Genomic DNA, 25,920 nt, shown 5'->3' with positions numbered 1-25,920 from the left:
ATCGATGAAGTTTGCTCTGCAGTGGCAGAAGGACATCATCGCCTTCCGTGCCGATGATGTTCGGCACGGAAGGGACAGAAGCTGCTGCGCTGATGATGTGAACCCGATCCCAGATGGCTTTGCCGGCGAATGCGATCAACTCCAATCTATCCGCCGGCTAACAGGAACCCGGATCTTTCTGAAACGCGAATTGCTGATCAACCAGAAGGGAGTCGCCGGTTGCCAGTATTTCGCCCATTCCGCTAAGAACTCGCGGCTAGAGCAGAAGATCCTCGTGCTGCAGGGGGAGCGCCTGCAATTGCAGGACCTCGTGGCCGTCGAATGAGACGGGGGCGTAGTCGGCCGAGGCGTCCGGTTGAGCCGCCCGCGCCATAGGCGATGGCGAAAGCAGCGTCGTCAGATCATATCCGTTGCCGTCGCTGCCGATGGCGAATTCGACAACATTGTTGCCGCCTAGGAAGAAGTTGTAGATGGCCACGCCACTGTCGATGAATCCATCCGAGACATCGGCCGCGTTGGTGACCAACAAATCATTGCCGTTCTGGAATAACATCAGGGTCGCGCCGGTACTATCCAAAACACGGATAGTATCTGCTGTTCCCCCGCCAAAGCCGGTGACATTGGCGGCGCTGAGATCATCGGCGGCGATGTCGATGCCAGCATTACTGATCCGAATTTGATATTCGTCGTTGCCTTGATTACCACGCATGACGTCGCCACCGGCTCCGCCATCAAGGATATCGTTGCCTATCCCGCCGGTCAGGTTGTCGTTACCGCCATTACCTATCAGCGTGTCATTGCCATCGCCGCCGAGCAGGATGTCGGCAACATTGCCACCGGTGACTCGGTCGTTACCGGTCCCGCCGTCGATGATATTCGACAGCGTGTTGCTGCCTATGATCTGATCATCGCCGCCAAAACCATTCATGGAGTGCCCAGTGTCGCCAGTTCCGTCGAGTGGACGCGTGCTCCAGTCGATAAGATCGTTAGCGCTGCTTCCGTTCCATAATGCCATGTGAGCCTCATTGGGAGTGACAATGCGGTGGCCGGTACCAGCACGATGCGAACACTCGACCCGAACCGCATGCCGTGTATAACACGCGCGTCAATCTAAGGTAGTGTGTGAATTTGACTACACGGGCTGCGCCAGCTGCATGGATGAGCCGGCGAATCGCTTTGCGCTTGTGGGCAGAGATTGTCTATGACGACGTCGTCGGGCAAAGCGTAGGGGCAAGAACTTTCCCGACACAAATTTGAAAGCTCCGACCATCGAACGGGGCTGTTAAGAAGCCACGGTCGGCGATCCGATCTTACGCAGCAGATATTACATTCAACATTGATTGAAATTCGAAGAAAGCCAAGGGAGCAGAGGGCGTCGCTTTCATCGTCAGATATCGTGGCGCTTTCAATCCAAGTTATGGCTGTTCGGCGCTTGGCCCACTTGGAACTGCTTGTGTGCTCAAATCACATTGGCAAAATTTCTTGGCAGACAAGACGCGCATTCAAATATTGTCTTTGGCATCTCCGTAAATCCATTCGACCTGAGTCCGGCATTCCGGGTTTGGTTTGCACTCAGGATTCCACGTCAGAGCCGAATCGACGTCGGCCGGCGTCAGTGCCGTCCTGTATGTTTGCAGGGCGCAAATAGCTCATTGCAATGGTCATTCGCACTCCTCGTCCTCAGCACTCGTGCCCGCCAGGAATCCGAGCGAACCGGATTTCGGCGAGCAGATCGTTACTGGTGTCGCCAGGGAGACAAGCCATTCATATCATGGTCAGGCGCTGAAATCCGCGCTTGTGCCGGCCTGCGCCTGTGACGCGAGGTAGGACGATTGGCGTTGCGCAGTGGCCTTTTGACCCTCAGCCAACATTGCCTGGAACGCCGCGTCGAGTTGATCGCGGCTATAGGTAGTGGAGTTGCTTTCGTGCGGCGTCCATTGAGACTGCGTGATTGCGGTGGGAGCTTTCTCGACTGTTCCGCCAAGCAGTCTTGCATAGTTGTCGGCTCGCCACTGCGCTAGGTTTGGTCCGCTGAGACCCGGTGGGTCCTGCAGGTCGCCGAGCTTCGCCGCCGCCTCGTTGGTTATCGTCGAGGATCCGCCGTTGTACAGGGTGGCGACCACCTTGCCGTCGACCTTCACCTGCGCGTAGGTGTTCTGGGGCGCATCGTCTGAGACGAACGATTGCGTTGCGCTCGTGCCATGGGTCGTCAGCCAGTTCGTCGCCAACAAGTCGTGCAAAACGGGATCGTCGGCCGCCGATATGAACCTGGCCCCTTGCAGCGGCTTGAGTTGAGAGACGTTGATCCGGGGGCTGTTCGCCCCCGCATCCGTCGGGGCCGACGCATCCGACTGGGCGTCGGCCGGTGTCAATGTCGAACTTGGAGTGAACGTCGATGCGGGGCGTAAGTAACTCGACGCGACGTTAGACATACCTGAGATCATGGATCTTCCTTTCCTCAGCACTCAACTTGATTCCCCAGTACTCAACCTAAAGGCAAGTCTTGGGCCAGGGGGAAAAGGCTTGAAAATACCGATGTTTCCGTGGCCAATGCACGCAAGGGATCGGCAAGTCCTGCCGGAGAAGGCAGGACTTGCCGATCCTAGCTGTTAACTGTGGACCCTCAACAGGTTTCCGCAGCGAAGCTGAACCGCGCCCCGGTTTGCCGAACTCCTTAGAGGTAGAGCCATGACAGGCAAAACGACGAACAAGTTTCACCGAGCGCCCGGGCCCGTGCGGTTCAGATGGCTTGGGATCACGAGGGCGAGGACCCTTCGCGCTGGACGGCGGTGACATCGATCACAGCCAAGATCGTTGAACGCGTGCACCGAGCTCCATCGTGGACAGCCTTACGACGTGTTGTCGCAGGCACGCGCCCGGCTCACTCCGGCCGACGACGGATTCTGAAGCTACACTCGCTGAGGGATGCGCCCCTCACCGGTTGGTCCGGGGATGGAAAAGAAGTGTCCCTCTTTGGTGGGGCGGGCGCCGTTGCTATGCAGCGAGCCGTGGAATTGCCCGTTCAACCAATCGCAAGAATCGGTAGTTGCGTATCCCCGATTTGAACCTGCTCGATAGCTTTCGAAGCCGTAGTTGGATCGCACAAAAGGCAGCACTTGGCGGACTGTCAAAGCGCCCTAAGCCAGTTATGCTGCGCGCCGATAGCGATGTAGCGGATCCCCCGCGGCAAGACACCCAGGCTTGGCCACGGACTTGGCAAAGGTTGGATATCGTTCCGGCACGTTAGCTAGAGCCGTCATGTCGCGTCGCGGTCGTGACAAATGGAAATCCGCCTGCCGCAAGCGGCAGGCGGATTGGCCTTCAAGACCTCACTTCGACGCGGTCTTGGTGTCCATGTTGACGACCTGAACGCGGCGGTTGGCCGGGTCCATCGGTGCATTCGCATCCTTCGGCTTGGTCTTGCCGTAACCGACGGTCACGAGGTTGGAACCGGTGATGCCGTACTTCTCGGTCAGGTACTTCTTGATCGTGTCGGCGCGGCGCTCGGAAAGATCCTGGTTATATGCTTCGCCGCCGATCGCGTCGGTATGACCGGCAACCACGAAGGTCGACCCCTTCAGGCTCGCATCGGAGAGCGCCTTGCCGAGTTCCTGCACGGCGGTCACCGAGCCCTTGCTGATGTCGGCCGAGTTGTAGTCGAACTGGATTTCGAGATCGATCTTCGGCTTGCTCGCGGCAAGTTCCGCAATTTCCTGGCGCTCGCCGAGCGACAGCGACCGCGTCTTGCGATTGCGCAGCGTGTTGACGAAGCCGATTTCCTTGGCCTGTACGGCGGAGTCGACCGGCTGCTGCGGGCCGGTCGAAAGGCCGCGGGTCGCGCCCGGCTTCGGCTTCAGGGCATCCAGGATCTTGTCGGCCGAGACGGTGTCGCCGGCGGCAGCCAGGCCTGCCGTCATCGACAGCGCGGCGCTGATAGTCATGATGGAAAGAAAGCGGGTCATTGTCTTAATCCTCACTGTTAAACGCCCTGCAAAGTGGCGTGCATGACGTTTTGATGCTTCGAGGATAGGACGGGTTCAAAGCGGACAATGTGATTCAAGTCACATTGATAACGCCAGCTTTCCGACTAGGGCTGGCTTGAGTCGGCATCGCAGGGATGTTTGAAGCCGATACGCCGTCATTTTTACGTCTCGCGGCATCTTCGGTAGACCAATCATCCAATCTGGCTTGCGTGATCTGAAGCACCCTTTCGATCAGCGACGCGGAAGCGGGTCGCCTTCTCGCAGACGCTACCCAGGCCGGACGTCGCAGGCTCAACCGCGACCCGCTGCCGCGATGTCGGGCGCCGCCTGGCTGGCCTCGACTTCGACATCAGGGCTTCCGGCAAGGTGGAGGCAACTCGCGCTGCGTGGCGCGGCGATCTCAATGTGCCGCAGCACAACGCACTGCAGTGACAGGACGGTGCGGGCTGGCATCCGTAGTCTTGCGGGATAAGCGACCGCTGCATCACTTCACGCCGCAGGCTACAGAAAAGAAAAACTGTGTGCCGTCGCGCCAGCGCCGATCTGTGGACAACAAATCGGCCAGATGCGCGCCTAGCAAATCTACTCACAAAAAATCTGAAGAAGAATTCGTTCGGGGCAACCAAACGGGCGGGGCGGGTGTTACAGTCAGTCAAGCGTCAGCGTGAGTACCAGGGTTATCGCACCAGCGCATCGGAGCCTGCTGGTTCCGGAAGTTCAATGCCAACACTGATCGGCGCGGCGATGATCGCCGCTGCAATTTTGCTGTCGACGCTGATCAACGCGCTCGGCAGCCGCTATGTCGGGTTTGAAAGCCCGACAGAGGAGAGCGCGTGGCTGGTCGATCGCCTCACCGGCCACGTCTACAAATGCCATGCGCCCCAGGCCGGCCGCGCCTCCTGCGAGGCCGAAATCGCAACCGGCAGCGTGGGGGAGCGGCAAAAGCGGTGAGGTGAGTTTGCGCGGCGAAGTGGCGACCTCGGAACCCGGGACTCCCCACGCGCGCGAATCCCGCTACATTGCCGCGCGATGCCCCGCGCGACTGAACCCCACCCCCTGGCCAAAACCGAGGCCCGGCGAATCTGGCTGCATGCCCAGCGGCTCGATACGAACGAGCCGTTCGGCGCCGGACCGCAGGCGGTTGCGGCGGCGGTGGACCATCTCGGCTATGTGCAGATCGACACCATCCACGTCATCGAGCGCTGCCATCATCACATTCTCTATAGCCGCATCCCGGCCTATGCCCGCGCGGACCTGCGCCAGGCGCAGAGCGTCGACAAGAGCGTGTTCGAATACTGGACGCATGCGCTGTCCTATGTGCCGGCGAAGGATATTCGCTTCTTCGTCCCGGCGATGCGAGAGCACCGGCGCGAGGGCCACAGATGGTTTGCTTCCGTCAAGCCGGAGGACACAAGGAAGGTGATGCGGCTGCTGCGGCGCGACGGCGCGCTGACCATCCGCGACATCGAGGACGACGTGCTGACCGAGAAGGAACATCTGTGGCAGAGCCGCAAACCCTCGAAGCGGGCACTGCAGCTTGCCTTCTACACCGGCGAGGTGACGATCTCCGAACGCACCGGCATGCTCAAGACCTATGAGCTGATGACGCGGCATTTCGGCTGGGACAAGCCGCCGAAGCCGGCGACCTCGGCGGAACTCACCGCCTACCTGCTCGATCGCGCGTTGCGCTCGCAAGGCCTCGTCAGCCTCGATTCCATCTGCCATCTCGACGCGCCGAGCAAGGCGGCGGTACGGCGATTGATCGAGGCGCGGGTGCGGCGCAAGGAATTGGTGCCGGTCGCGCTCGAAGGCGCCGGCAAGCAGGAGCATTGGGCGCTGCCCGAGGTGCTGGAGGTTACCCCGCCGGCAGAGGCGGGCGATGGCCCGGTGCACATCCTCTCGCCGTTCGACCCCCTGATCATCCAGCGCAAGCGCACCGAATTGTTTTTCGATTACGGCCACCGCTTCGAGGCCTATGTGCCGAAGGAGAAGCGCCTGTTCGGCTATTTCGCGCTGCCGGTCCTGGCAGGCAGCGACATCGTCGCCGCTATCGATCTGAAGACCGACCGCCAGAACAAGAAATTGCTGATGCAGAAATGGAGCTGGGTCGGCAAGGGCTCAGCGAAGGGCGCGCGCAAGGACTACAAGCGCCGCATCGAGGAAGAACTGGACCGGTTCGAGCGGTTTCAGTTGGCGGAGTAGGGGTTTCCGTCCAGGAACCCGGCGCCGTCGGGTTGGTTAGTTCCATGTCAGGAAGCTGAGGGAGCCGACATGGACAAGGACAAATCGATTTTGGAAAAATTCACCGACGCGGTGAAGGACATTGCCAGCACCGCGACGGAAGCTGCGAGCCAGGCGCTGAAGTCGGATGAACCGGCCTTGAGAGCCGACGAACGCGCGGCAGCCTATGTGCCGCTCGCCGCCGACGGCCTCGTTTCCGATCCGCTGATGGTGCCGCCGGTTGCAGCCGCCCCCGAACGGCGGAAGCGCGCGGCGAAGAAGCGGCGCAGCGCGCCGGCAGCCAAGGCAACGAAAGCTGGTCCGGCCAAGGCAAGGACGACGAAATCTGCGAGCTCGAAGAATACGGCCAAGAAGGCCGCCAGCAAGAAATCGAGCAACAAGAAGTCCGGTCCTGCGCGGAAGGTCGCGAGGAGTGCCAGGAAGAGCGTTCCTACAAAGACGCGCAAGAAAGCCCGCCGCGCCGGATAAAATAACGGCAGGTTTCGGCGGAGTAGCGAAGCAGCCGCATAGCCCGGCTTTCACCGCTTCAATGCAGGCTACGTTTACTGGGGACGGGCACGGTTTTGGCCGTCCCGTCCACCACCGGTTTCTAAGAAAGCAATTACCTCATAACCCCATTTTCCATCACGAAATGATGACCACTGACGAATGTTGACAATCGTCAGTGAGCATTCAATACTCTTCATCAGATCCTGCGATGGAGAGTCCGATGTTCGCCCGTTCCATTTTTGCTAGCTATTACAGGCTCTTGACAGGGGCGTCGCTGGCGTTTGCGGTGTTCGCCTTGACCGGCTGCAACGAGAAAGCCGCTGAAACGGCCGCCCCCGGTCGCCCGGTTCTGGTCGCCACCGTCCATTATGTGGCTGAGACGCCCGAGCGAAGCTTTGTCGGCACCATCCGCCCCCGCATCGAAACTGACATGGGCTTCCGGGTTCCCGGCAAGGTCGCGAGGCGCTTGGTCGAAGTTGGCCAGACCGTCGATATCGGCCAGCCGCTGGCCACTCTAGACGAGGTCGACCTGAAGCTGCAGGCCGAGCAGGCCGAGGCCGAATTCCGCGCCGCCACTGGCGTGCTGGCACAAGCTGGCGCGTCCGAGCAGCGCGCCAAGGATCTGCGCGCCAAGGGCTGGACCACCGACGCCCAGATGGATCAGAGCCGCGCCGCCGCCGATGAAGCGCGCGCCCGTCTCAATCGCGCCGAGCGCTCGGTCGAACTCACCAAGAACTCTCTCTCTTATGCAACGCTGCTGGCCGACAGCCGCGGCGTCGTCACCGCGACCCTGATCGATCCCGGCCAGGTCGTGGCCTCCGGCCAGACCGCGATCCGCGTCGCGCGCTTTGCCGAAAAGGAAGCCGTGGTCGCGATCCCCGAGACGCTGGTCGGCCGCGCGAAGTCCGGCACTGCCACCGTGACGCTGTGGTCGGATGCGGAAAAGAAATATACCGCGAAGCTGCGCGAGATCGCGCCCTCGGCCGATCCGGCGACCCGGACCTATCTTGCAAAGTTCTCGCTGCCGGAAGCCGATGACAAGGTCTCGCTCGGCATGACCGCGACGCTGACGCTGGCGGATGCCGCCACCGAGCGCGTCGCCAAACTGCCGCTGTCGGCGCTGTTCAGCCAGGGCAGCAACCCCTCGCTCTATACCGTCGATGATGCCGGCGCGGTGAAACTGCAGCCGGTCGTCGTGAAGTCCTACGAGAGCAATGCCGTCGTGATCTCCGGCGGCGTCAACGACGGCGCCAAGGTGGTCGCGCTCGGCGTGCAGAAGATCGATCCGGCTCAGAAGGTCCGGGTGGTCTCGTCGCTGTCGTTCTAGTCCCGTCATTGCCTGGCCGTCATTGCGAGGAGCGTACGCGACGAAGCAATCCACTCTTTCTTTCCGTGGCTGGATGGATTGCTTCGCTTCGCTCGCAATGACGGTGGAAATGCAAACAGATTTCGAAGTTGGAGAGTGACATGAAGCGCTTCAATCTCTCGGGCTGGGCGGTGAGCCATCCGACCCTGATCCTGTTCCTGATGATCATGCTGGGCGCTGCCGGCTTCTTCTCCTACGAGCGGCTCGGCCGCGCCGAGGATCCGTTCTTCACGGTGAAGGTGGTCAACGTTTCGGCGATCTGGCCCGGCGCGACCGCGCAGGAAATGCAGACCCAGGTCGCCGACCCCATCGAGAAGAAGCTCCAGGAATTGCCGTACTTTGAGAAGGTGCAGACCTATTCAAAACCGTCGTTCACGGCGATGCAGGTCACGTTCAAGGATTCGACCCCGCCCAAGGACGTACCCTACCTGTTTTATCTGCTGCGCAAGAAGCTCGCCGACGTGCAGGGCCAGTTGCCCGCGGGCCTGCTCGGGCCGACCGTCAACGACGAATTCTCCGACGTCGATTCCATTCTCTACATGATGACCGGCGACGGCGCCGATTACGCGCAGTTGAAGAAGACCGCCGAAGGCATGCGCCAGCGGCTGCTGAAGGTCACCGGCGTCACCAAGGTCAATCTCTACGGCGCCCAGGACGAGCGCATCTTCGTCGAATTCTCGCACGCCAAGCTGGCGACGCTCGGCATCACGCCACAGGCGCTGTTCGATTCGCTCGCCAAGCAGAATAACGTCACGCCCGCCGGCACGGTGGAAACCTCCTCGCAGCGCGTGCCGCTGCGCGTCACCGGCGCGCTGGATGGCGCCAAGGCGGTTGCCGAGACCCCGGTCGAAAGCAACGGCCGCGTGTTCCGGCTCGGCGATATCGCGACCGTCACGCATGGTTTCGTCGATCCGCCGACCTTCGTCGCCCGTCAGGAAGGCAAGCCCGCGCTCGGCATCGGCGTCGTCACCGCCAAGGGCGCCAACATCCTCGAGCTCGGCAAAGAGGTCGAGAAGGCGACCAACGATTTCATGAAGGCCGTGCCGCAGGGTATCGAGGTCGAGCAGATCGCCGACCAGCCGAAGGTGGTCGAACGCGCCGTCGGCGAGTTCGTGCATTCCTTCATCGAGGCGCTCGCGATCGTGCTGTTCGTCTCTTTCGTGGCGCTGGGCTGGCGCACGGGCATCGTGGTCGCCATGTCGGTGCCGCTGGTGCTCGCCATCGTCTTCATCGTCATGAATGCGATGTCGATCGACCTGCACCGCATCACGCTCGGCGCGCTGATCATCGCGCTCGGCCTGTTGGTCGATGACGCCATCATCGCCGTGGAAATGATGGTGGTGAAAATGGAACAGGGCTGGGACCGCGTCCGCGCGGCGTCCTTTGCCTGGGAATCAACTGCGTTTCCGATGCTCACGGGGACGCTGGTCACGGCCGCTGGCTTCCTCCCCATCGGCTTTGCCAATTCGGCGGTCGGCGAATATGCCGGCGGCATTTTCTGGATCGTGGCGATCGCGCTGGTCGCCTCCTGGTTCGTCGCGGTGATCTTCACGCCCTATATCGGCGTCAAGCTGTTGCCCAATATCACCGTCCACCACAACCACGATCCGCACGCGGTCTATGAGACACGGATCTACCGCATCCTGCGCAGCATGGTGCAGTGGTGCGTCGACCACCGTGTCAAGGTGGTAGTGGCGACCGTCGGCGTGTTCGTGCTCTCGATCGTGGGCTTCGGCAATGTCCAGCAGCAGTTCTTCCCGTTGTCGGAGCGGCCCGAACTGTTCCTGCAGTTGCGCCTGCCGGAAGGCACCGCCTTCAACGTCACGGAAAAATCCGTGAAGAAGGCGGAAGCGCTGCTGAAGGACGACAAGGATATCGCGACCTATACCTCCTATGTCGGCCAGGGTTCGCCGCGCTTCTGGCTCGGCCTCAATCCGCAACTGCCGAACGAGGCCTTCGCCGAGATCGTGATCGTCTCAAAGGACGTCGAAGCCCGCGAGCGGATCAAGGCGCGGCTGGAGAAGGCGGTCGCCGAGGGCGATCTGAGCGAAGCGCGCGTGCGCATCGACCGCTTCAATTTCGGCCCGCCAGTCGGCTTCCCCGTCCAATTCCGCGTGATCGGCCCCGACGCAAACACCGTGCGCGACATCTCCTACAAGGTGCGCGACGTCATGAAGCAGAATCCCAACGTCGTGGAGCCGCAACTCGACTGGAACGAGCAGTCGCCCTACCTGAAGCTCGTGGTCGACCAGGACCGGGCGCGGGCGCTCGGCCTGACCCCGCAGGACGTCTCGCAGGCGCTCGCCATGCTGATCTCAGGCGCGCAGGTCACGACCATCCGTGATGGCATCGAGAAGGTCGGCGTGGTCGCACGCGCAGTCCCGTCCGAGCGGCTCGATCTCAAGAGCGTCGGTGACCTCACTGTGACGTCACGCAACGGCGTTGCCGTGCCGCTGCAGCAGATCGCCAAGATCGAGTATTCCCATGAGGAGCCGATCATGTGGCGGCGCAACCGCGACATGGCGATCACGGTGCGCACCGACGTCGTCGACGGCGTTCAGGCGCCCGATGTCACCAACCAGATCTGGCCCAAGCTGAAGGAAATCCGCGACCATCTCGAGCCGGCCTACCGGATCGAGCCGGGCGGCGCGTTCGAGGAATCCGCCAAGGGCAATGCCTCGATCTTCGTGCTGTTCCCGCTGATGGTCATGGTGATGCTGACGCTGCTGATGATCCAGCTCCACAGCTTCTCGCGGCTGGTCCTGGTCTTCCTGACCGCGCCGCTCGGCATTGTCGGCGCCTCGCTCGGCCTCAATGTCGCCAACCAGCCGTTCGGCTTCGTGGCGCTGCTCGGCCTGATCGCGCTGGCCGGTATGATCATGCGTAACGCGGTCATTTTAGTCGATCAGATCGAGGCGGATGTCTCTCAGGGCCTGACGCGCAAGGAAGCTATCGTCGAGGCCACCGTTCGTCGGGCTCGCCCGGTGGTGCTGACCGCGCTGGCAGCAATTCTGGCCATGATTCCGCTATCGCGCTCCGCCTTCTGGGGCCCGATGGCGATCACCATCATGGGCGGGTTGTTCGTTGCAACCTTCCTGACCTTGCTGTACCTGCCGGGTCTTTATGCCCTGTGGTTCAGGAAGAGCCTGGACGAAAGCGGCCAAGCCGAGCAGCCTGATCTTGCGCCGCAGCATCAGATCAAGGGCCCGCACGCAATTCCGCTTGCCGACGCCGCAGAATAATTGAACATTGAGAGCTGACATGACGCTGATTTCGGAAAACATCGAAACTGACACCCGGGAAAGGATTCTCGTGGTGGCGGAGCGTCTGTTCAGGCAGATCGGCTACCAGAAGACCACGGTCGCCGATATCGCCAAGGAACTGCGGATGAGCCCCGCCAACGTCTATCGCTTCTTCGATTCGAAGAAGTCGATCCACGAGGGCGTGGCGCGAACCCTGATGGGCGAGGTCGAGATCGAAGCGCGACGGATCGCGGCCCAGCCCGGTCCGGCGAAGCCTCGCCTGCGCGAGCTGCTCAAGACCATCAACCGGATGAACACGGAGCGCTATGTCGGCGACTCCAAGCTCCACGAGATGGTTGAGATCGCGATGGAGGAGGATTGGGACGTCTGCGTCGCCCATATCGAATGCTGCACCGGCATCATCGGCGAGGTGATCGCGCAGGGCGTGGCGTCCGGCGAGTTCGAGGCCCCCGACCTGCCGTTGGCGGCGCTCTGCACCTGCACTGGCATGGTCCGCTTCTTCCACCCGCAGATGATCGCGCAGGCCATCAACAAGCCCAGCGCAACGATCGACCAGATGATCGATTTCCTTTTCAAGGCCCTTGAGCCGCGTAAGGCGAATTGATTCGTTCACTACTTGACACAGCCGTCATTGCGAGCGAAGCGAAGCAATCCATTGGCTCCGCGCGACGCGGCTTGGATTGCTTCGTCGCTTTCGCTCCTCGCAATGACGGAAGAGTCCCGGCGTGACCGAAAAAGACCTGCACTTCTACGAGCCGAAGAACGGCCACGGCCTCAAGCACGACCCCTTCAACGCCATCATCGCGCCGCGCCCGATCGGGTGGATTTCCTCGCGCGATGGCAGCGGCAACATCAATCTGGCGCCCTACAGCTTCTTCAACGCCTTCTGCTATCATCCGCCGATCATCGGCTTCTCCTCCACCAACTGGAAGGACAGCGCTGGAAATATCCAGGACACCGGCGAGTTCGTCTGGAATCTCGCCACCATGGATCTGGCGAAGCAGATGAACGCGACAGCGGCCCACGTTGCCCGTGATGTCGATGAGTTCAAGGTCGCAGGGCTGACGGCCGCGCCCTGCAAGCTCGTCAACGTGCCTCGCGTGGCGGAAAGCCCTGTTGCCTTCGAATGCAAGCTGACGCAGATCATCCAGTTGCAGGGCAAGGACGGCGAAAAGGCGCAGGCCTGGCTGACGCTGGGCGAAGTCGTCGCCGTACACATCGACAAGGCCTTCATCAAGGACGGCGTCTACCAGACCGGGCTGGCCCATCCGATCGTCCGTGCCGGCCGCCGCGGCGACTATTTCGAGATCAAGCCGGAAAACATGTTCGAGATGATCCGCCCGGATTGATCGTTTACCCGAACGTAGCCCGGGTGAAGCGAAGCGAAACCCGGGATCTTTTCCCCCGGACGGACCTTCCCCGGATTGCGCGGAGCCTGTCATCGGGCGGCGCTTTGCGCCGACCCGTTGGTTCCATCCGGGCTACGCGACTTGCGCCTCTTATGGAACTCCGCACCGTCCAAATCTTTATCAGATGTTGTTTCGGAGATTGCCAATGATCCGCTTGCTCGCCGGGCTGATGCTGCTTGCCTGTCTCGCCCCTCCGGCCTTCGCTGGTCCTGACGCCGCGGCGGTCAACAACGCGGAATTCAAGGGCAAGGTGCCCGCTGACGACAAGATTAATCCCGCAATCGTCAAGGCGCAGGTGCTTCTCGACCGTGCCAGTTTCTCTCCCGGCGAGATCGACGGCAAGCTGGGCGAGAATGCCGAAAAAGCCCTGAAGGCATTCGTCGAATCCAAGGGCCTCGCCGTTGGCAAGCAGCCCCTGACTTCTGAAGTCTGGGGCGCCTTGCTAGCCACCGGTCAGGATCCGGTCATCGTCGATTACAAGATCACGGAGAAGGACGTCAAAGGGCCGTTCCTGAAGAAACTGCCCGCAAAGATGGAGGACATGAGGGATCTGAAATCGCTGGACTACACCGGCCCGCGCGAGGCCATCGCCGAAAAGTTTCACATGAGCGAAGCGCTCCTGGAAGCCCTCAACCCCGGCAAGAAATTTGACGAGCCCGGTCAAACGATCTCGGTGGCGAATGTATTGATGAAAGAGACCAGGCCAACGGTTGCGCGTGTCGAGGTCGACAAGTCCGCCCAGACGGTGAAGGCGCTCGGCAAGGCCGGCGAACTGATCGCCTTCTTCCCGGCGAGCGTTGGAAGCGACGAGAAGCCGACCCCGAGCGGCGTGCTCAAGGTGACCTCGATCGATGCGCGACCGAATTACCGCTACAATCCGGACTACAAGTTCAAGGGCGTCAAATCCAGGGAGGCCTTCACGATCAAGCCCGGCCCTAACAACCCTGCCGGCTCTCACTGGATCGGCCTCTCATCGGAGGGGTATGGCATTCACGGCACGCCGCACCCCTCGAAGGTTAGCAAATCTGACTCGCACGGCTGCGTGCGCCTCACCAACTGGGATGTCGACAAGCTGGCGAAGCTGCTGAAGAAGGGCACGGAAGTCACCTTTATCGAGCGCGAGGCGGCCAACAAGAAGTGACGTCTTGGTTGGCGCAGAATTCTGAATTGAAGTTTTCATTGTCGCCAACCATCATTTGCAATGATGCGCGCGAGCGGTGAAGATAGCGCCATGTCGTTTGCCACATTCCGGAAGACCGTTCGACATCTCTACGAAGGCGCGACGCCGGAGGGCGTTCGCTTCCGCTATGCGCTGCTGGTATTCGATATCGTCACGATTCTGTTCATCATCGCCACATCGTTTCTGCCATCCAACGAGATAACCGAAACGCTCGACGTCCTGTTCGGCGTCGTGATCCTCGTGGATTTTGCCGCTCGGATGCTCGCCAGCCGGCATCGTCTGCTCGAGTTCACGCGCTTCTCGACCTGGACCGACGTCATCGCAATCATTTCATTCCTGGCGCCGCTCGCGGGAGAGGCCGGCGGCTTTCTCCGTGTCCTGCGAACATTGCGGCTGTTGCGCGACTACCAGATGCTGGTGCGGCTGCGCGAAGACAGCAGTTTCTTCCGGCGCAATGAGGAAGTTATCTTCGCCGTCACCAACCTGGCGGTATTCATCTTCGTGATGACCGCGATCGTTTACGAAACGCAAAAGTTTCGCAATCCTCAGATTGCGAACTATGCGGACGCGCTGTATTTCACCGTGACGGCGCTGACGACGACAGGCTTCGGCGACATCACCCTATCCGGCACGACCGGCCGCATGATCACCGTCGTCATCATGATTTTCGGCGTGACCCTGTTCTTCAATCTCGCCCGTGCGTTGTTGACTCCACACAAGGTGCGGTTTGCTTGCCCGACCTGTGGATTGCAGCGTCACGATAGTGATGCGGTGCACTGCAAGGCCTGCGGCAACGTGTTGAATATTCCCGACGAAGGCTTGACGTAGCGCAGCGATCATCAGTTGTCCTTGGCAAACGCGTCGTAAACCAGCTTCCTGAAGGCGGGTGTGATACGACCACGTTCGTTCTGGGTCTGCTCAAGCAGGATGTAAATCATGTCCAGCTTTGGGTCGACGCCGAAGTAGGTGCCACTGCCGCTGTCCCATTTGAGTTCGCCGATTGAACCTGGCGGCGGCGGTTTGGCATTTCCCGGATCGGTGCGTACCGCAAAGCCATAGCCGTAGCCAAAGCCATCGCCGGGAAAGTAGTAATAGTCCCGCGCAACGCCGGAACCCGGCCCGATATGGTCTGATGTCATCGACTTGAATGCGGCCGGGCTAAGGTAGCGTTTGCCGTCGAGTTCTCCGTCGCCCAGGATCATCTGGGCAAAGCGCGCATAGTCATTCAGGGTCGACACCAATCCGCCGCCACCGGACTCCCATTCCGGATGGGCGCGCCGTTGAGCCTCTGCATCTTTCAGGATGGTATCGCTTGGCAGCGGCTCGGCCATCCGCGCGCGTTCGTCGGCACTCTCCAGAACGAATTTCGTGCTGGTCATGCCGAGCGGATCGAAGATGTGCTGCTTTTCAAACTGATAGAGCGTCTGTCCGGATACGATCTCAATGATGCGCCCGAGGACGTCGGTTGAATGTCCGTAACGCCAAAGCGTGCCGGGTTGCCGCGCCAACGGCAATCTGGCGATGCGATCGGCAAACACCTTGTTGTTGTAACGCCCATCGAAAAGGCCTGATTCCGAGTAGGCCTTCATGATCAGCTTGCCACCGATATAATCGTACGTGATGCCTGACGTATGGCGCAGCAGGTCCATAATCGTCACCGGCCGATCCGCCGGAACAAGCTTTAGAACGTTCTGGCTGTCAGGAGTGTCAGAGCGGACGAGTACTTTCGCGTCGGAAAACCCGGGAATGAATTTGGACACGGGATCGGCGGGCGAGAGCTTGCCTGCGTCGATCAACATCATCGCCGCGACGCTGGTAATCGGCTTCGTCATCGAATGAAGCGCAAAGATCGTGTCTGACGTCATTGGAATTTTGGTCTCGACATCCTGGACGCCGAAACTTTTCAGATAGACCGGCCTGCCGTGCTGCTGGATCAATACGACAGCGCCCGGCAACTTCCCGGTCGCAACCTCATTGTTGAAAAATTCAGTGATGCGTTCGAGCTTGGCCGCTGAAGGGGCGGTTTCGTCGGCTGCGTGGCTGGCCCCGATCGCTTTGGTCCATATCGCGACCGAGACCGCTGCAATCGCAAGTCGCCCGGCGCGCGATGCAGCGGTGCAACGTAACGCCTTATGTGTATGCGTCCCCATTGATATTTTTCGTTCGGTCGACGGATCAACTGGTTTGACGACGACTTCGACGGCCGACGATAGTTACCATATCGTGCGGCTCGCATCTACTTGGGCACTTGTACTTGGCACCTGTACTTGGGCACTTGCCCAAACAAGCGACGGAGATGAATTCGACAAGGTAATGCCATCATGCATTGCGAGCTTGAACTGCGAGCGGAATCGAAACCAGTTCTCGCAACCGGACACGGACCGGATTAACCTCAGATTGCCAGGCCGGATCAACGGCCGGCACAGACATTGGGAGGATGCGATGCAACACCCGGAACAGCGCGATCCAGAAACCACGATATCACGACGAACCCTTGTCCACGGCCTGGCGGTATGCGCCGGTGCCACCGTGGCAGGGGCAAGCGCCGCGCTGGCCCAAGGGGGACCCCAAGCCGGCCCTCAAGGCGGTCCGGTGGCGCCGCCGTCGACGATCACCAGCCCGCCGCGCGATTTCAGTCCGCGCGGTGCTCCGACCACCTATTTCTGGGACCCCGATATCATCGCCGTCGACCCGTCGTTCAACGACCTCGCCCAGCCCAACACGGCGATCAAGCGCCTTCACACCGGGCTATTGTGGGCCGAAGGCCCGGCCTGGAGCTCGCAAGGGCGTTATCTCTTGTGGAGCGACATCCCCAACAACAGGCAGATGCGATGGTCCGAGGATGACGGTCACATCAGCGTCTTCCGCACGCCCTCCAACAACTCAAACGGCAACTCGTTCGATTTCCAGGGCCGCCAGCTCTCCTGCGAACATCTCACCCGCCGTGTGGTGCGCTATGAGCACGACGGCACCGCGACCGTGCTGGCCGATTCCTACAACGGCAAGAAGCTGAACTCACCCAACGACGTCGTCGCCCACCCGGACGGCAGCTACTGGTTCACCGATCCGCCCTATGGCGGGCAGCTCTATGAGGGTGAGCCTGATGTTGCGGGCGGTCCGAGCAATTCCGGCGGCAAGCTCAATCCGCGGATCGGACAGCCGGCAGGCTTCGTGCCGGGCAAGCGCGAACTGCCGACCAATTGCTATCGCATCGATCCCTCCGGCCGCATCGACCTCGTGGTGACCGAGGAGCAGGTGCCCGATCCCAACGGCCTCTGCTTCTCGCCGGACTACAAGAAGCTCTACGTGGCCTCTACCGGCAAGGGACCTGGCGATACCGGTCCGGGCGGCAAGGGCGACATGTTCGTGTTCGATGTCGGCGCCGACAACAAGCTCAGCAACCACAAGCGGTTCAGCGATTTCATGGTCGATGGCGTGAAATGCGGACCCGACGGCGTGCGCTGCGATGTCAACGGCAATGTCTGGTGCTCGAGCAATGCCGGCCGCGCGGTCGGCTATAGCGGCGTGACGGTGTGGTCGCCGGAAGGCAAGTTGATCGGCCGCATCCGCCTGCCCGAAGTGTGCGGCAACGTCTGCTTCGGCGGCCCCAAGCGTAACCGCCTGTTCATGGCCGCGAGCCAGTCGCTCTACGCCGTGTACACCGCCACGCAAGGCGCAGGACCGGGCTGATCGGTCAGCCTCTCTTTCTACGTCATTCCGGGATGCGCCCCGCTTGGGCGCAGGCCCGGAATCCACCGGGCCGCGGAGGTTGATGCTGAATGGATTCCGGTTCTCGCTTCGCGAGCCCGGAATGACGAAAGCGCCATTCATTAAAATTCGTCACAAATTCGCAACCGGCAGCCAACTGTTCCGGCAAAACCTAGGCGCCCCTAAACCTCAGCTTCATTGCGAGCGATGCACCCTTCTTTCCAGGAAGGGGCCTCGTCTATCAATGCCTATTTTCAAATACTTTACCTACGTCGGTTCGGCGCTACTCGTATTATTGTTTGTTTCAAACGCTTATCTCACCGACGATGAGAGCTTGCGGTTTGACGGATCGCTGTACGCCAGCGCGCTTTACGCGCCTCGCGTGGAGGAAACCCAGACCACCGCGGAGCGTCGCTTTACCCGCGATGTCACGCCTGCCGTTCGCGTTAGGGAAGTGTTTGCCGTGTTCGTCCCCAATGAGCGACGACGCAACAAGCGTGATTCATAACATTGGTTTGCCCGTGGTTGAGACCGGCGGGCACTCGGTAACTATCCTGTAACGTCGCCGGTCTCCAGCCGCCGGACAATACAGCCCTTCGGGAACGGGTCCGGGCCTCCGCCGTTATCTCCTGGTTTATCAATTTCGCTTCATTCCCGATGCGAACCGTCCCCGAAACCCGTGCTTTTCAGCTAGGATGAACCCAGGTTTGGCACGGGTGCGGCGCGACGCCGCGTCCCCGGTCATGAGGAGATCCCCATGAGCTTCCGCCGCGATTTCATCAGCAAGCCGATCTTCGCTTTCGCGCGGGGCGCAATGCCCGCGATGTCCGACACCGAGCGCGAGGCGCTCGAAGCGGGCGATGTCTGGTGGGACGCGGATCTCTTCACCGGCAATCCCGACTGGTCGAAATTGCTGGCTGTTGCGCCGGCCAGTTTGACTGAAGAAGAGAAAGCCTTTCTCAACGGCCCCGTCGACGAGCTCTGCGCCATGCTCGACGAATGGAAGATCAATTGGGAGTGGCGCGATCTGCCGCCCGAGGCGTGGGCCTTCATCAAGCGCCGTAAATTCTTCGGCATGATCATTCCCAAGGAGTTTGGCGGGCTCGGCTTCTCGCCCTATGCGCATTCGGAAGTGGTGCGAAAGCTTTCGTCGCGCTCGCTGACCGCGGCCGTCACCGTGATGGTGCCGAACTCGCTCGGGCCGGGCGAACTCTTGATGCGATTTGGCACCAAGGAGCAGCAGCAGAAATGGTTGCCGCGGCTCGCCGAGGGCACCGACATTCCCTGCTTCGGCCTCACCAGCCCCGAAGCCGGCTCGGATGCAGCGTCGATGGTCGACACCGGCATCATCTGCAAGGGCAATTTCGAAGGCCGCGAAGTGCTGGGCTTGAGGCTGAACTGGCACAAGCGCTACATCACGCTAGGTCCCGTGGCGACGCTGCTCGGTCTCGCTTTCAAGGCCTATGATCCCGATCATCTCGTAGGCCAGCAGGAAGACCTCGGCATTACCGTAGCCCTGATCCCGACCGATCTGCCCGGTGTCGAGATCGGGCGCAGGCATCTGCCGGCGATGCAGGTGTTCCAGAACGGCCCGAACTGGGGCCGCGACGTGTTCATCCCGATGGACTACATCATCGGCGGACAAGAGCGACTCGGGCAGGGCTGGAAGATGCTGATGACGGCGCTCGCCGCCGGCCGCGGCATTTCGCTGCCGTCGCTGTCGGCCGCCGGTGCCGCCTATGCGGCGCGCACGTCAGGCGCCTATGCCCGCATCCGCGAGCAGTTCGGCATTTCCATCGGCAAGTTCGAGGGCATCGAGGAGCCGCTCGCCCGCATCGCCGGCACGGCCTATCTGCTCGACGCCGCGCGCCGGCTGACCTGCGCGGCGCTCAACCAGGGGCATCATCCCGCCGTTATCTCAGGCATCATGAAGCTGCACGCCACCGAGCGGATGCGGATCGTGATCGACGACGCCATGGACATCCATGGCGGCAAGGCCGTGATCGACGGACCGCAAAACTATCTCGGCAATCTCTATCGTTCGGTGCCGGTCGGCATCACCGTCGAGGGCGCCAATATCCTCACGCGAAATCTCATCGTGTTCGGCCAAGGCGCGATCCGCGCGCATCCATTCCTGCTTGAGGAAATGAATGCGTTGGGTGAGGCCGATCGCGCCAAGGGCCTCGACGCCTTCGACAAGGCGTTCTGGAAACATCTTGGCCACAGTTTCAAGACCATGTTCCGCGCCTGGGGCCGGAGCTGGAGCGGCGGTCTGTTCGCACCCGCGCCCGATGCCGGCGAGGCGACGCGATTCTATCGCCAGCTCTCGCGCTATTCTTCGGCATTTGCCTTGTGCGCGGACATGGCGCTGCTGACGCTCGGCGGCGCGCTCAAGCGCAAGGAAATGCTCTCGGCGCGGTTCGGCGACATCCTGTCCGAACTCTATCTGTTGTCGGCGGCGCTGAAACGCTGGCAGGACGAGGGACGACAACAGGCCGATTTCGCTGCGTTGGAATGGTGCATGGCCAGTGGCTTCAAGACCATCGAGAACCGCTTTGCCGAAATCCTCGCCAACCTGCCGAACCGCTTCGTGGCCGTCATCCTGAAATTCCTGATCCAGCCGTTCGGCGCAAGGGTGGTCGGTCCGTCCGACCGCGTCGTGCATCAATGTGCACAGCTCGTGCTGGAGCCGTCGGCAGCGCGCGACCGGCTGACATCAGATCTTTCTGCGGTCGCCGATGATGGCGGCGTCGCGCGGCTGGAAAAGGCATTCCTTCTGGTCACGGCGGCGGAAGAAGTTTCCAAGCAGATGCGCGCCGCACGCCTGCATGACTGGAAGGAGGCAGTGAAGAAGGGCGTCATCACGCAGGCCGACGGCGAGAAGCTTCAGGCCGCACATGAGGCCGTTGCGAAGGTGATCGAGGTCGACGATTTTGCGCCTGAGGCGTTGTCGCGGATTTACAGGAAGGGCGCCGACGTGCATCAGTTCTTCCAGGAACTGGGTGAGCAGAGGGCGGCAAGCTGATGGCAAGACCGGTTTTTATCGTCGACGGCAGCCGGACGCCGTTCCTGAAAGCGCGCTCCGGTCCCGGCCCCTTCACCCCGGTCGATCTCGCCGTGCAGTGTGGTCGGCCGCTGTTGGCACGGCAGCCTTTTGCGCCATCGGCCTTCGACCAGGTTATCCTCGGCTGTGTCAACGTGATCGCCGACGAGATGAACCCGGCCCGGGTCGCCGCGCTGCGGCTCGGCATGGGCGAGAAGATGGTCGCCTTCACCGTGCAGATCAATTGCGGCTCCGGCATGCAGTCGATCGACACGGCTTACCGCTACATTCGCGAAGGCGCCTCGAACCTTATTCTTGCGGGGGGCGCCGAGGCGCTGAGCCACGCACCGCTGGTGTGGCCGCAACAGGGCGTGCGCTGGTTTGCGGGTCTTGCGGGAGCCAAGGATATCGGCGCAAAAATCATGGCCGCGCTGAAGGTGAAGCCGAGCTATTTCAAGCCGATCATCGGGCTCGAGCGCGGGCTGACCGATCCCATTACCGAACTCAACATGGGCCAGACCGCCGAGGCGGTCGGCCATCTCTTCGGCGTCACCCGTGCGCAATCGGATGCCTATGCTGCCGAGAGCCATAGGCGGCTGGCGAAAGCGCAGTCGGAAGGTTGGCTCAAGGGCGAGGTAGAAACCGCATTTGCACGTGACGGCAAGTTCTATGATCACGATGATGGCGTGCGCCCAGACTCGACGCCGGAGTCGCTTGCAAAGTTGAAGCCGGTGTTCGAGCGTCCCTGGGGCAAGGTTACCGCCGGCAATTCCTCGCAGATCACCGACGGTGCGTCCTGGGTGATCCTCGCCTCCGAGGATGCCGTCGCCAAACACGGGCTGACGCCGAAGGCGGTCATTCTCGACAGCCAGTGGTCGGCGCTCGATCCCGGCATCATGGGCCTCGGCCCGGTGCTGTCGGCCACCGAGCTTTTGAAGCGCAATGAGCTCACGCTTTCCGATATCGAGACCTGGGAGTTGAACGAAGCATTTGCGACGCAGGTGCTGGGCTGTCTCGCTGCCTGGAACGACGAGAAATTCTGCAAGGAGATTCTCGGCCTCGACGGCGCGGCCGGCGAACTCGACCAGAGCAAGCTGAACGTCGATGGCGGCGCGATCAGCCTCGGCCATCCCGTGGGCTGCAGCGGCAACCGCATCGTGCTGCACCTCGTCAACGCCATGAAGCGATTGGGCACACGGCGCGGCATCGCCACCGAATGTATCGGCGGCGGGCAGGGCGGCGCGATGCTGATAGAGACGGTGTGAGCATGGATAGCCAGATCATGAACGTTCTCGGCGATCGCGTGCTCGAACTCGGGCCGAAGCCCAATGCCGATGGGCCATACAAAAATTTCAAGCTGACCCGCGACAGCGATGGCGTCGCCTGGCTGTTGTTCGACCGCGAAGGCACCAGCGCCAATACGCTTTCGGCGGACCTGATCGAGGAGCTCGACAAAGTGCTCGCGGAGCTGGAAAGCCAGCGTCCCACCGGCCTCGTTATCCGCTCCGCCAAGAAGTCTGGTTTCATTGCGGGCGCCGACGTCAACGCATTTCGCGGCGCGACCGATGTGGGCGCCGTCGAGACCGAGATCGGCCGCGCGCATGCGGTGATCGACCGGCTTGAGGCTCTGCGGGTTCCGACGGTAGCCGTAATCCACGGCTTCTGCCTCGGCGGCGGTCTTGAAGTCGCGCTGGCCTGCCAGATGCGAATTGCGATCGAGGACGCGCGGTTCGGTTTTCCGGAGGTGATGCTCGGCCTGCATCCCGGCCTCGGCGGCACCGTGCGATTTACGCAGCTCGTCAATCCGATGCAGGCGATGCCGCTGATGCTCACCGGCAAGACCATCGATGCGCGAAAGGCAAAATCGCTCGGGCTGGTCGATGCCGTGACGCAGGAACGGCATGTTCGCAACGCCGTGAAGGACGCCGTGACCGGCCGGCTGAAGCCGGCGCGGCCCGGGTTTCTCAATAACGTGCTTAGCCTCGGTCCGGTGAGAAACTTCCTCGCCGGGCGGATGCGCAGCGAGGCCGCCAAGGCCGCGCCGGAAGCGCATTACCCCGCGCCTTACGCGCTGATCGATCTCTGGGAAAAGCACGGCGGTGACCGCCGGGCGATGCTCAGTGCCGAGAAGGCGTCTTTCGCCAAGCTGATGGTGACGCCGACCGCTCAGAACCTGATCCGCGTCTTCTTCCTGCGCGAGCAGATGAAGAAGCTCGCAGGCAGCGGCAACAAGATCAAGCACGTCCACGTCATCGGCGCGGGCGCGATGGGGGGCGACATCGCCGCCTGGTGCGCCGGCCAGGATTTGCGGGTGACGCTGGCCGACATGAAGCCGGAGCCGATCGCGGGCGCGATCAAGCGCGCCGCCGATCTCTACGGCAAGATCCTGCGCAAGCGCACCGCCGTGCGCGATGCGCTGGACCGACTGATGCCGGACATGCAGGCCGAGGGCGTCCGCAACGCCGATCTCATCATCGAGGCGGTGCCGGAAAAGCTGGAGCTGAAGCAGAAGGTGTATGCCAGCCTTGAGCCTGTCATGAAGCCGGGCGCGATCCTTGCGACCAACACCTCAAGCATTCCGCTGCAGGATCTGCGCACCACGCTATCGAGGCCCGAGCGGCTGCTCGGACTACACTTCTTCAATCCGGTATCGCGGCTGCAGCTCGTTGAGGTCGTCAGCCATGACGGCACCGATGCGCAACTCCTGAAAGAAGCGCTCGCTTTCGTCGGCGCTATCGACCGGCTGCCGCTTCCCGTAAAATCGTCACCCGGCTTCCTCGTCAACCGTGCGCTGACGCCCTACATGCTCGAAGCGATGGTGATGCTGGACGAGAAGATCGACAAGACGGTCATCGACGCGGCCGCGAAAAAATTCGGCATGCCGATGGGACCCATTGAATTGGCCGATCAGGTCGGCCTCGATATCTGCCTCGACGTCGGCGATATGCTGCGCTCGAAATTCGGCGACATGCTGCCGCCGACGCCGGCGTGGTTGCGCGACAAGGTCGCCAAGGGCGAACTCGGCCGCAAGACCGGCAAGGGTTTTTACACCTGGAAGGACGGCAAGGCCGACACCGGCGGCATGTCCGCGATCTCGGAGCCGTCGGCGGAAATGATCGACCGGCTGATCCTGCCGATGTCGAATGTCTGCGTCGCCTGCTTGCGCGAGGGGATCGTCGACAATGCCGATGTCGTCGACGGTGCCGTCATCTTCGGCACGGGCTACGCGCCGTTCCGCGGTGGTCCTTTGAACTATGCGCGAACCCGCGGCGTGGAGAACGTGGTCTCGACGCTGGACGCCCTGACCGACAAATTCGGCGGCCGGTTCACGCCGGATGCCGGCTGGGAGACTTTCAAGTGACGGAGACCCATGTGCAGGCGCCGGTCAACACCGAGACAGAACCGCGCGGTGATCTCTGCATTCGCACGCTGGCGATGCCCGCCGACACCAACGCCAATGGCGACATTTTTGGCGGCTGGCTGCTCAGCCAGATGGACATCGGCGGCGGCGTGTTCGCCTCCAAGATCACCAAATCGCGCACCGTGACCGTCGCGATCGAGGCGATGAATTTCCGCAAAGCGGTCTATGTCGGTGATCTCGTTTCGGTCTACGCCAATCTGGTGCGGGTCGGGCGCACCTCGATCACGGTCCATCTCGAAGCATGGGTCGTGCGCCGCAAGGAGTTGCAGTCAATCCTGGTGACGGACGGCAATTTCACCTACGTCTCGATCGACGATAACGGCCGTCCGCAGCCGGTCAAAGCGTTTTCGAGCGAAGTGGAAACCGGTTCGCGTTAAGAAAACGCGTCAAATCAAAAATCTAGAGTTCCGTTTCGATTCATCGAAACGGGACTCTAGCCCGGACGGCGTGATCAAGACGTGATCCTTACGGGCAGGGACGCTCGTAGCCGTCACGTCCGATGAACGTGCCACGGCGCGGGTCATAACTCTGCGAGCGCATGCAGCGCGGCGTGTCGTCGTAATATCGCGGCGGCGGAGGGGCGTATTGCGCCTGCACCCCGCAATAGCGCGGCGAAACCGCGGCCCAGCCGCCGGGCTGTTCCACGTAGCAGCCGCCTTGATACCAGCGGTAGCCGCCGGGGCGCGGCTCGCCCTGAGCGCCGATGGCCGCTCCGGTGCCTGCGCCGACGATGGCGCCGATCGCGGCCCCGCGGCCGCCACCCAGCGCGCCGCCGACAATAGCGCCTGCGGCGCCGCCGAACAGCGCGCCTCCGAGCGTGCTTTCCTGCGCCGCCGCCTCCTGGAGCGGTGCGCAAACCGCAAGGGCAACCAGCATCGAGAGCGCGAATTTCGGCATCATGTCAGTTCTCCGGCCAATTGGACGATTCGCTAGCTATTCCGCGACCAGCTTTGACATAGGTCGGCCTTGCGGCGCAACGGTGGGAGCGGAACAATTCGCCGTGCAACCCGTTGTAAGCCCGGAAGAAATCACAGGCTGGGCCATGTCGGACACCTATATCATCGAGGTCGGCTCGCAGCCGGCAGGGATTATCGTGCGCGCTCCCGGCGGCTATCGGTTCTTTGCCGCCTCGCACCGTTTCAACCGGCTGGAAGGGCAGATATTCCGCAACGCCCGCGAGGCCGAGCGCGCGGCCCGGCGTCTTGCCAGCGGGATGCCGCTGGCGGCGTAACCGCCAGCGCCGGTGCCCGCTGGTCAGAGCTTGGTGGCCGCCCGGGACAGCAGCTTCCAGTCCGAACCCTGCTTCTGCCAGTTCATCAGGATGTGCAGGTTCTGCGGCGTCTTCTTGCCGTCGGTGAACTCCTGCTCGCCGACGAAGTTGAAGCGCACGATGGCGGCCGGACCGACGATACGGATCGCGGGGTCCTTGTATTCAAGCGACGTCCATTTGTATTTCGCATTCTTGACGCCCGCCAGCAGTGCTGCCTTGTCGTCGACAGCTCCGCTGGAGTGGCTGTAGCTGAGTTCTTCCGCGCAGAGCGGGGCAATCCCATCGGCATTGCCAGCCGCCTGCGCCGCACGGAAGGCTTCCACGTTCTTCGCGATGGCATCCTCATCCGCACCGGCAAAAGCGGGGGCGACGCTCATGAGCCCAATTCCAAGCCCAAGTGCGAGTACGGGCAAGGCGAGCTGACGGCGATCGATGTTCATGGTTTCCTCCATTCGTTTCTGGTTGTTATCACAGTGTTGCAGCCACAAATTGCTTTGTCGAGCGGCCGCGCGCATTGTAGTTTGCATGGCTTCGGACGCGGTCGCTT

23 protein-coding genes are annotated in these 25,920 nt (G+C 61.7%); 17 read left to right on the top strand and 6 right to left on the bottom strand.

The genetic code is table 11. The features are described 5' to 3' along the window. Positions 1-4 precede the first annotated feature (4 nt). Positions 5-325: a hypothetical protein gene (locus KIP88_RS08980; protein ID WP_214487541.1), complete on the top strand. Its 321-nt coding sequence runs from the start codon at positions 5-7 to the stop codon at positions 323-325. On the opposite strand, the gene KIP88_RS08975 is transcribed toward KIP88_RS08980, so the two are convergent. The 3 genes from KIP88_RS08975 to KIP88_RS08965 form a co-directional block, all read right to left on the bottom strand. Further along, the gene (locus KIP88_RS08975; RefSeq protein ID WP_214487540.1) at positions 257-1,015 is read right to left on the bottom strand and encodes a calcium-binding protein; all 759 of its coding nucleotides are present in this window, start codon (positions 1,013-1,015) and stop codon (positions 257-259) included. The two genes, KIP88_RS08980 and KIP88_RS08975, sit on opposite strands and share 69 nt — an antisense overlap. A 760-nt stretch (positions 1,016-1,775) precedes the next feature. After that, on the bottom strand, positions 1,776-2,444 hold the full coding sequence (locus tag KIP88_RS08970; protein ID WP_214487539.1) for a hypothetical protein: 669 nt from the start codon (positions 2,442-2,444) through the stop codon (positions 1,776-1,778). An 885-nt stretch (positions 2,445-3,329) separates the two neighbouring features. Then, entirely contained in the window at positions 3,330-3,962 is a 633-nt protein-coding gene (locus tag KIP88_RS08965) for an OmpA family protein (RefSeq protein WP_214487538.1), read from the bottom strand. A gap of 741 nt (positions 3,963-4,703) precedes the next feature. Here KIP88_RS08965 and KIP88_RS08960 point away from each other — a divergent pair. The 9 genes from KIP88_RS08960 (at position 4,704) to KIP88_RS08920 (ending at position 14,759) form a co-directional block, all read left to right on the top strand. Further along, complete coding sequence (locus tag KIP88_RS08960; protein WP_214487537.1) at positions 4,704-4,934, top strand: hypothetical protein; 231 nt, start codon at positions 4,704-4,706, stop codon at positions 4,932-4,934. A 78-nt stretch (positions 4,935-5,012) separates the two neighbouring features. Continuing rightward, complete coding sequence (locus KIP88_RS08955; RefSeq protein ID WP_214487536.1) at positions 5,013-6,185, top strand: winged helix-turn-helix domain-containing protein; 1,173 nt, start codon at positions 5,013-5,015, stop codon at positions 6,183-6,185. 69 nt (positions 6,186-6,254) lie between these two features. Next, a complete protein-coding gene (locus tag KIP88_RS08950) occupies positions 6,255-6,692 on the top strand; it encodes a hypothetical protein (RefSeq protein ID WP_214487535.1) in 438 nt (145 codons plus the stop codon). A gap of 241 nt (positions 6,693-6,933) precedes the next feature. Further along, positions 6,934-8,040 (top strand): efflux RND transporter periplasmic adaptor subunit, encoded by a 1,107-nt coding sequence (locus KIP88_RS08945; RefSeq protein ID WP_214487534.1) that lies wholly within the window; start codon positions 6,934-6,936, stop codon positions 8,038-8,040. Positions 8,041-8,180: 140 nt separating this feature from the next. Next, on the top strand, positions 8,181-11,321 hold the full coding sequence (locus KIP88_RS08940) for an efflux RND transporter permease subunit (protein ID WP_214487533.1): 3,141 nt from the start codon (positions 8,181-8,183) through the stop codon (positions 11,319-11,321). A gap of 19 nt (positions 11,322-11,340) precedes the next feature. Next, a complete protein-coding gene (locus tag KIP88_RS08935; protein ID WP_214487532.1) occupies positions 11,341-11,946 on the top strand; it encodes a TetR/AcrR family transcriptional regulator in 606 nt (201 codons plus the stop codon). Positions 11,947-12,067: 121 nt separating this feature from the next. Further along, positions 12,068-12,691 carry a flavin reductase family protein gene (locus KIP88_RS08930; RefSeq protein ID WP_214487531.1) on the top strand — a complete coding sequence of 208 codons (624 nt, stop codon included), beginning with the start codon at positions 12,068-12,070 and terminating at the stop codon, positions 12,689-12,691. Positions 12,692-12,896: 205 nt separating this feature from the next. Beyond that, positions 12,897-13,892 carry a L,D-transpeptidase family protein gene (locus tag KIP88_RS08925; protein WP_214487530.1) on the top strand — a complete coding sequence of 332 codons (996 nt, stop codon included), beginning with the start codon at positions 12,897-12,899 and terminating at the stop codon, positions 13,890-13,892. Positions 13,893-13,982: 90 nt separating this feature from the next. Then, positions 13,983-14,759: a potassium channel family protein gene (locus tag KIP88_RS08920; protein ID WP_214487529.1), complete on the top strand. Its 777-nt coding sequence runs from the start codon at positions 13,983-13,985 to the stop codon at positions 14,757-14,759. A gap of 11 nt (positions 14,760-14,770) precedes the next feature. Here KIP88_RS08920 and KIP88_RS08915 read toward each other — a convergent pair whose 3' ends face one another. Then, a complete protein-coding gene (locus KIP88_RS08915; protein WP_214487528.1) occupies positions 14,771-16,081 on the bottom strand; it encodes a serine hydrolase in 1,311 nt (436 codons plus the stop codon). A 292-nt stretch (positions 16,082-16,373) separates the two neighbouring features. Between KIP88_RS08915 and KIP88_RS08910 the strand changes: the two genes are divergently transcribed. From KIP88_RS08910 to KIP88_RS08885, 6 genes are all read left to right on the top strand, one after another. Next, positions 16,374-17,621 carry an SMP-30/gluconolactonase/LRE family protein gene (locus KIP88_RS08910; RefSeq protein ID WP_214487527.1) on the top strand — a complete coding sequence of 416 codons (1,248 nt, stop codon included), beginning with the start codon at positions 16,374-16,376 and terminating at the stop codon, positions 17,619-17,621. Positions 17,622-17,742: 121 nt separating this feature from the next. Continuing rightward, positions 17,743-18,147, top strand: coding sequence for a hypothetical protein (locus KIP88_RS08905; protein WP_249790637.1), 405 nt, complete (start codon positions 17,743-17,745; stop codon positions 18,145-18,147). A gap of 249 nt (positions 18,148-18,396) precedes the next feature. Next, complete coding sequence (locus KIP88_RS08900; RefSeq protein WP_214487526.1) at positions 18,397-20,664, top strand: acyl-CoA dehydrogenase; 2,268 nt, start codon at positions 18,397-18,399, stop codon at positions 20,662-20,664. Continuing rightward, a complete protein-coding gene (locus KIP88_RS08895) occupies positions 20,664-21,947 on the top strand; it encodes an acetyl-CoA C-acetyltransferase (RefSeq protein ID WP_214487525.1) in 1,284 nt (427 codons plus the stop codon). Before KIP88_RS08900 ends, KIP88_RS08895 begins: the two co-directional genes overlap by 1 nt. 2 nt (positions 21,948-21,949) lie before the next feature. Beyond that, entirely contained in the window at positions 21,950-24,043 is a 2,094-nt protein-coding gene (locus KIP88_RS08890) for a 3-hydroxyacyl-CoA dehydrogenase NAD-binding domain-containing protein (RefSeq protein ID WP_214487524.1), read from the top strand. 74 nt (positions 24,044-24,117) lie between these two features. Continuing rightward, complete coding sequence (locus KIP88_RS08885; protein ID WP_249790686.1) at positions 24,118-24,480, top strand: acyl-CoA thioesterase; 363 nt, start codon at positions 24,118-24,120, stop codon at positions 24,478-24,480. 88 nt (positions 24,481-24,568) lie between these two features. Here KIP88_RS08885 and KIP88_RS08880 read toward each other — a convergent pair whose 3' ends face one another. Continuing rightward, a complete protein-coding gene (locus KIP88_RS08880) occupies positions 24,569-25,003 on the bottom strand; it encodes a glycine zipper domain-containing protein (protein ID WP_214487522.1) in 435 nt (144 codons plus the stop codon). Positions 25,004-25,145: 142 nt separating this feature from the next. Here KIP88_RS08880 and KIP88_RS08875 point away from each other — a divergent pair, with 142 nt between their 5' ends. Beyond that, entirely contained in the window at positions 25,146-25,334 is a 189-nt protein-coding gene (locus KIP88_RS08875) for a hypothetical protein (protein WP_212417845.1), read from the top strand. A 23-nt stretch (positions 25,335-25,357) separates the two neighbouring features. Here the strand turns inward: KIP88_RS08875 and KIP88_RS08870 are convergent, their stop codons facing one another. Then, the gene (locus KIP88_RS08870; RefSeq protein WP_214487521.1) at positions 25,358-25,813 is read right to left on the bottom strand and encodes a nuclear transport factor 2 family protein; all 456 of its coding nucleotides are present in this window, start codon (positions 25,811-25,813) and stop codon (positions 25,358-25,360) included. Positions 25,814-25,920 lie beyond the last annotated feature (107 nt).

The organism is Bradyrhizobium sp. SRL28 (assembly GCF_018596315.1).
Lineage (GTDB): Bacteria > Pseudomonadota > Alphaproteobacteria > Rhizobiales > Xanthobacteraceae > Bradyrhizobium.
The sequence above is the reverse complement of the archived record's forward strand: the minus strand, read 5'-3'. Positions and strand labels throughout refer to the sequence as shown.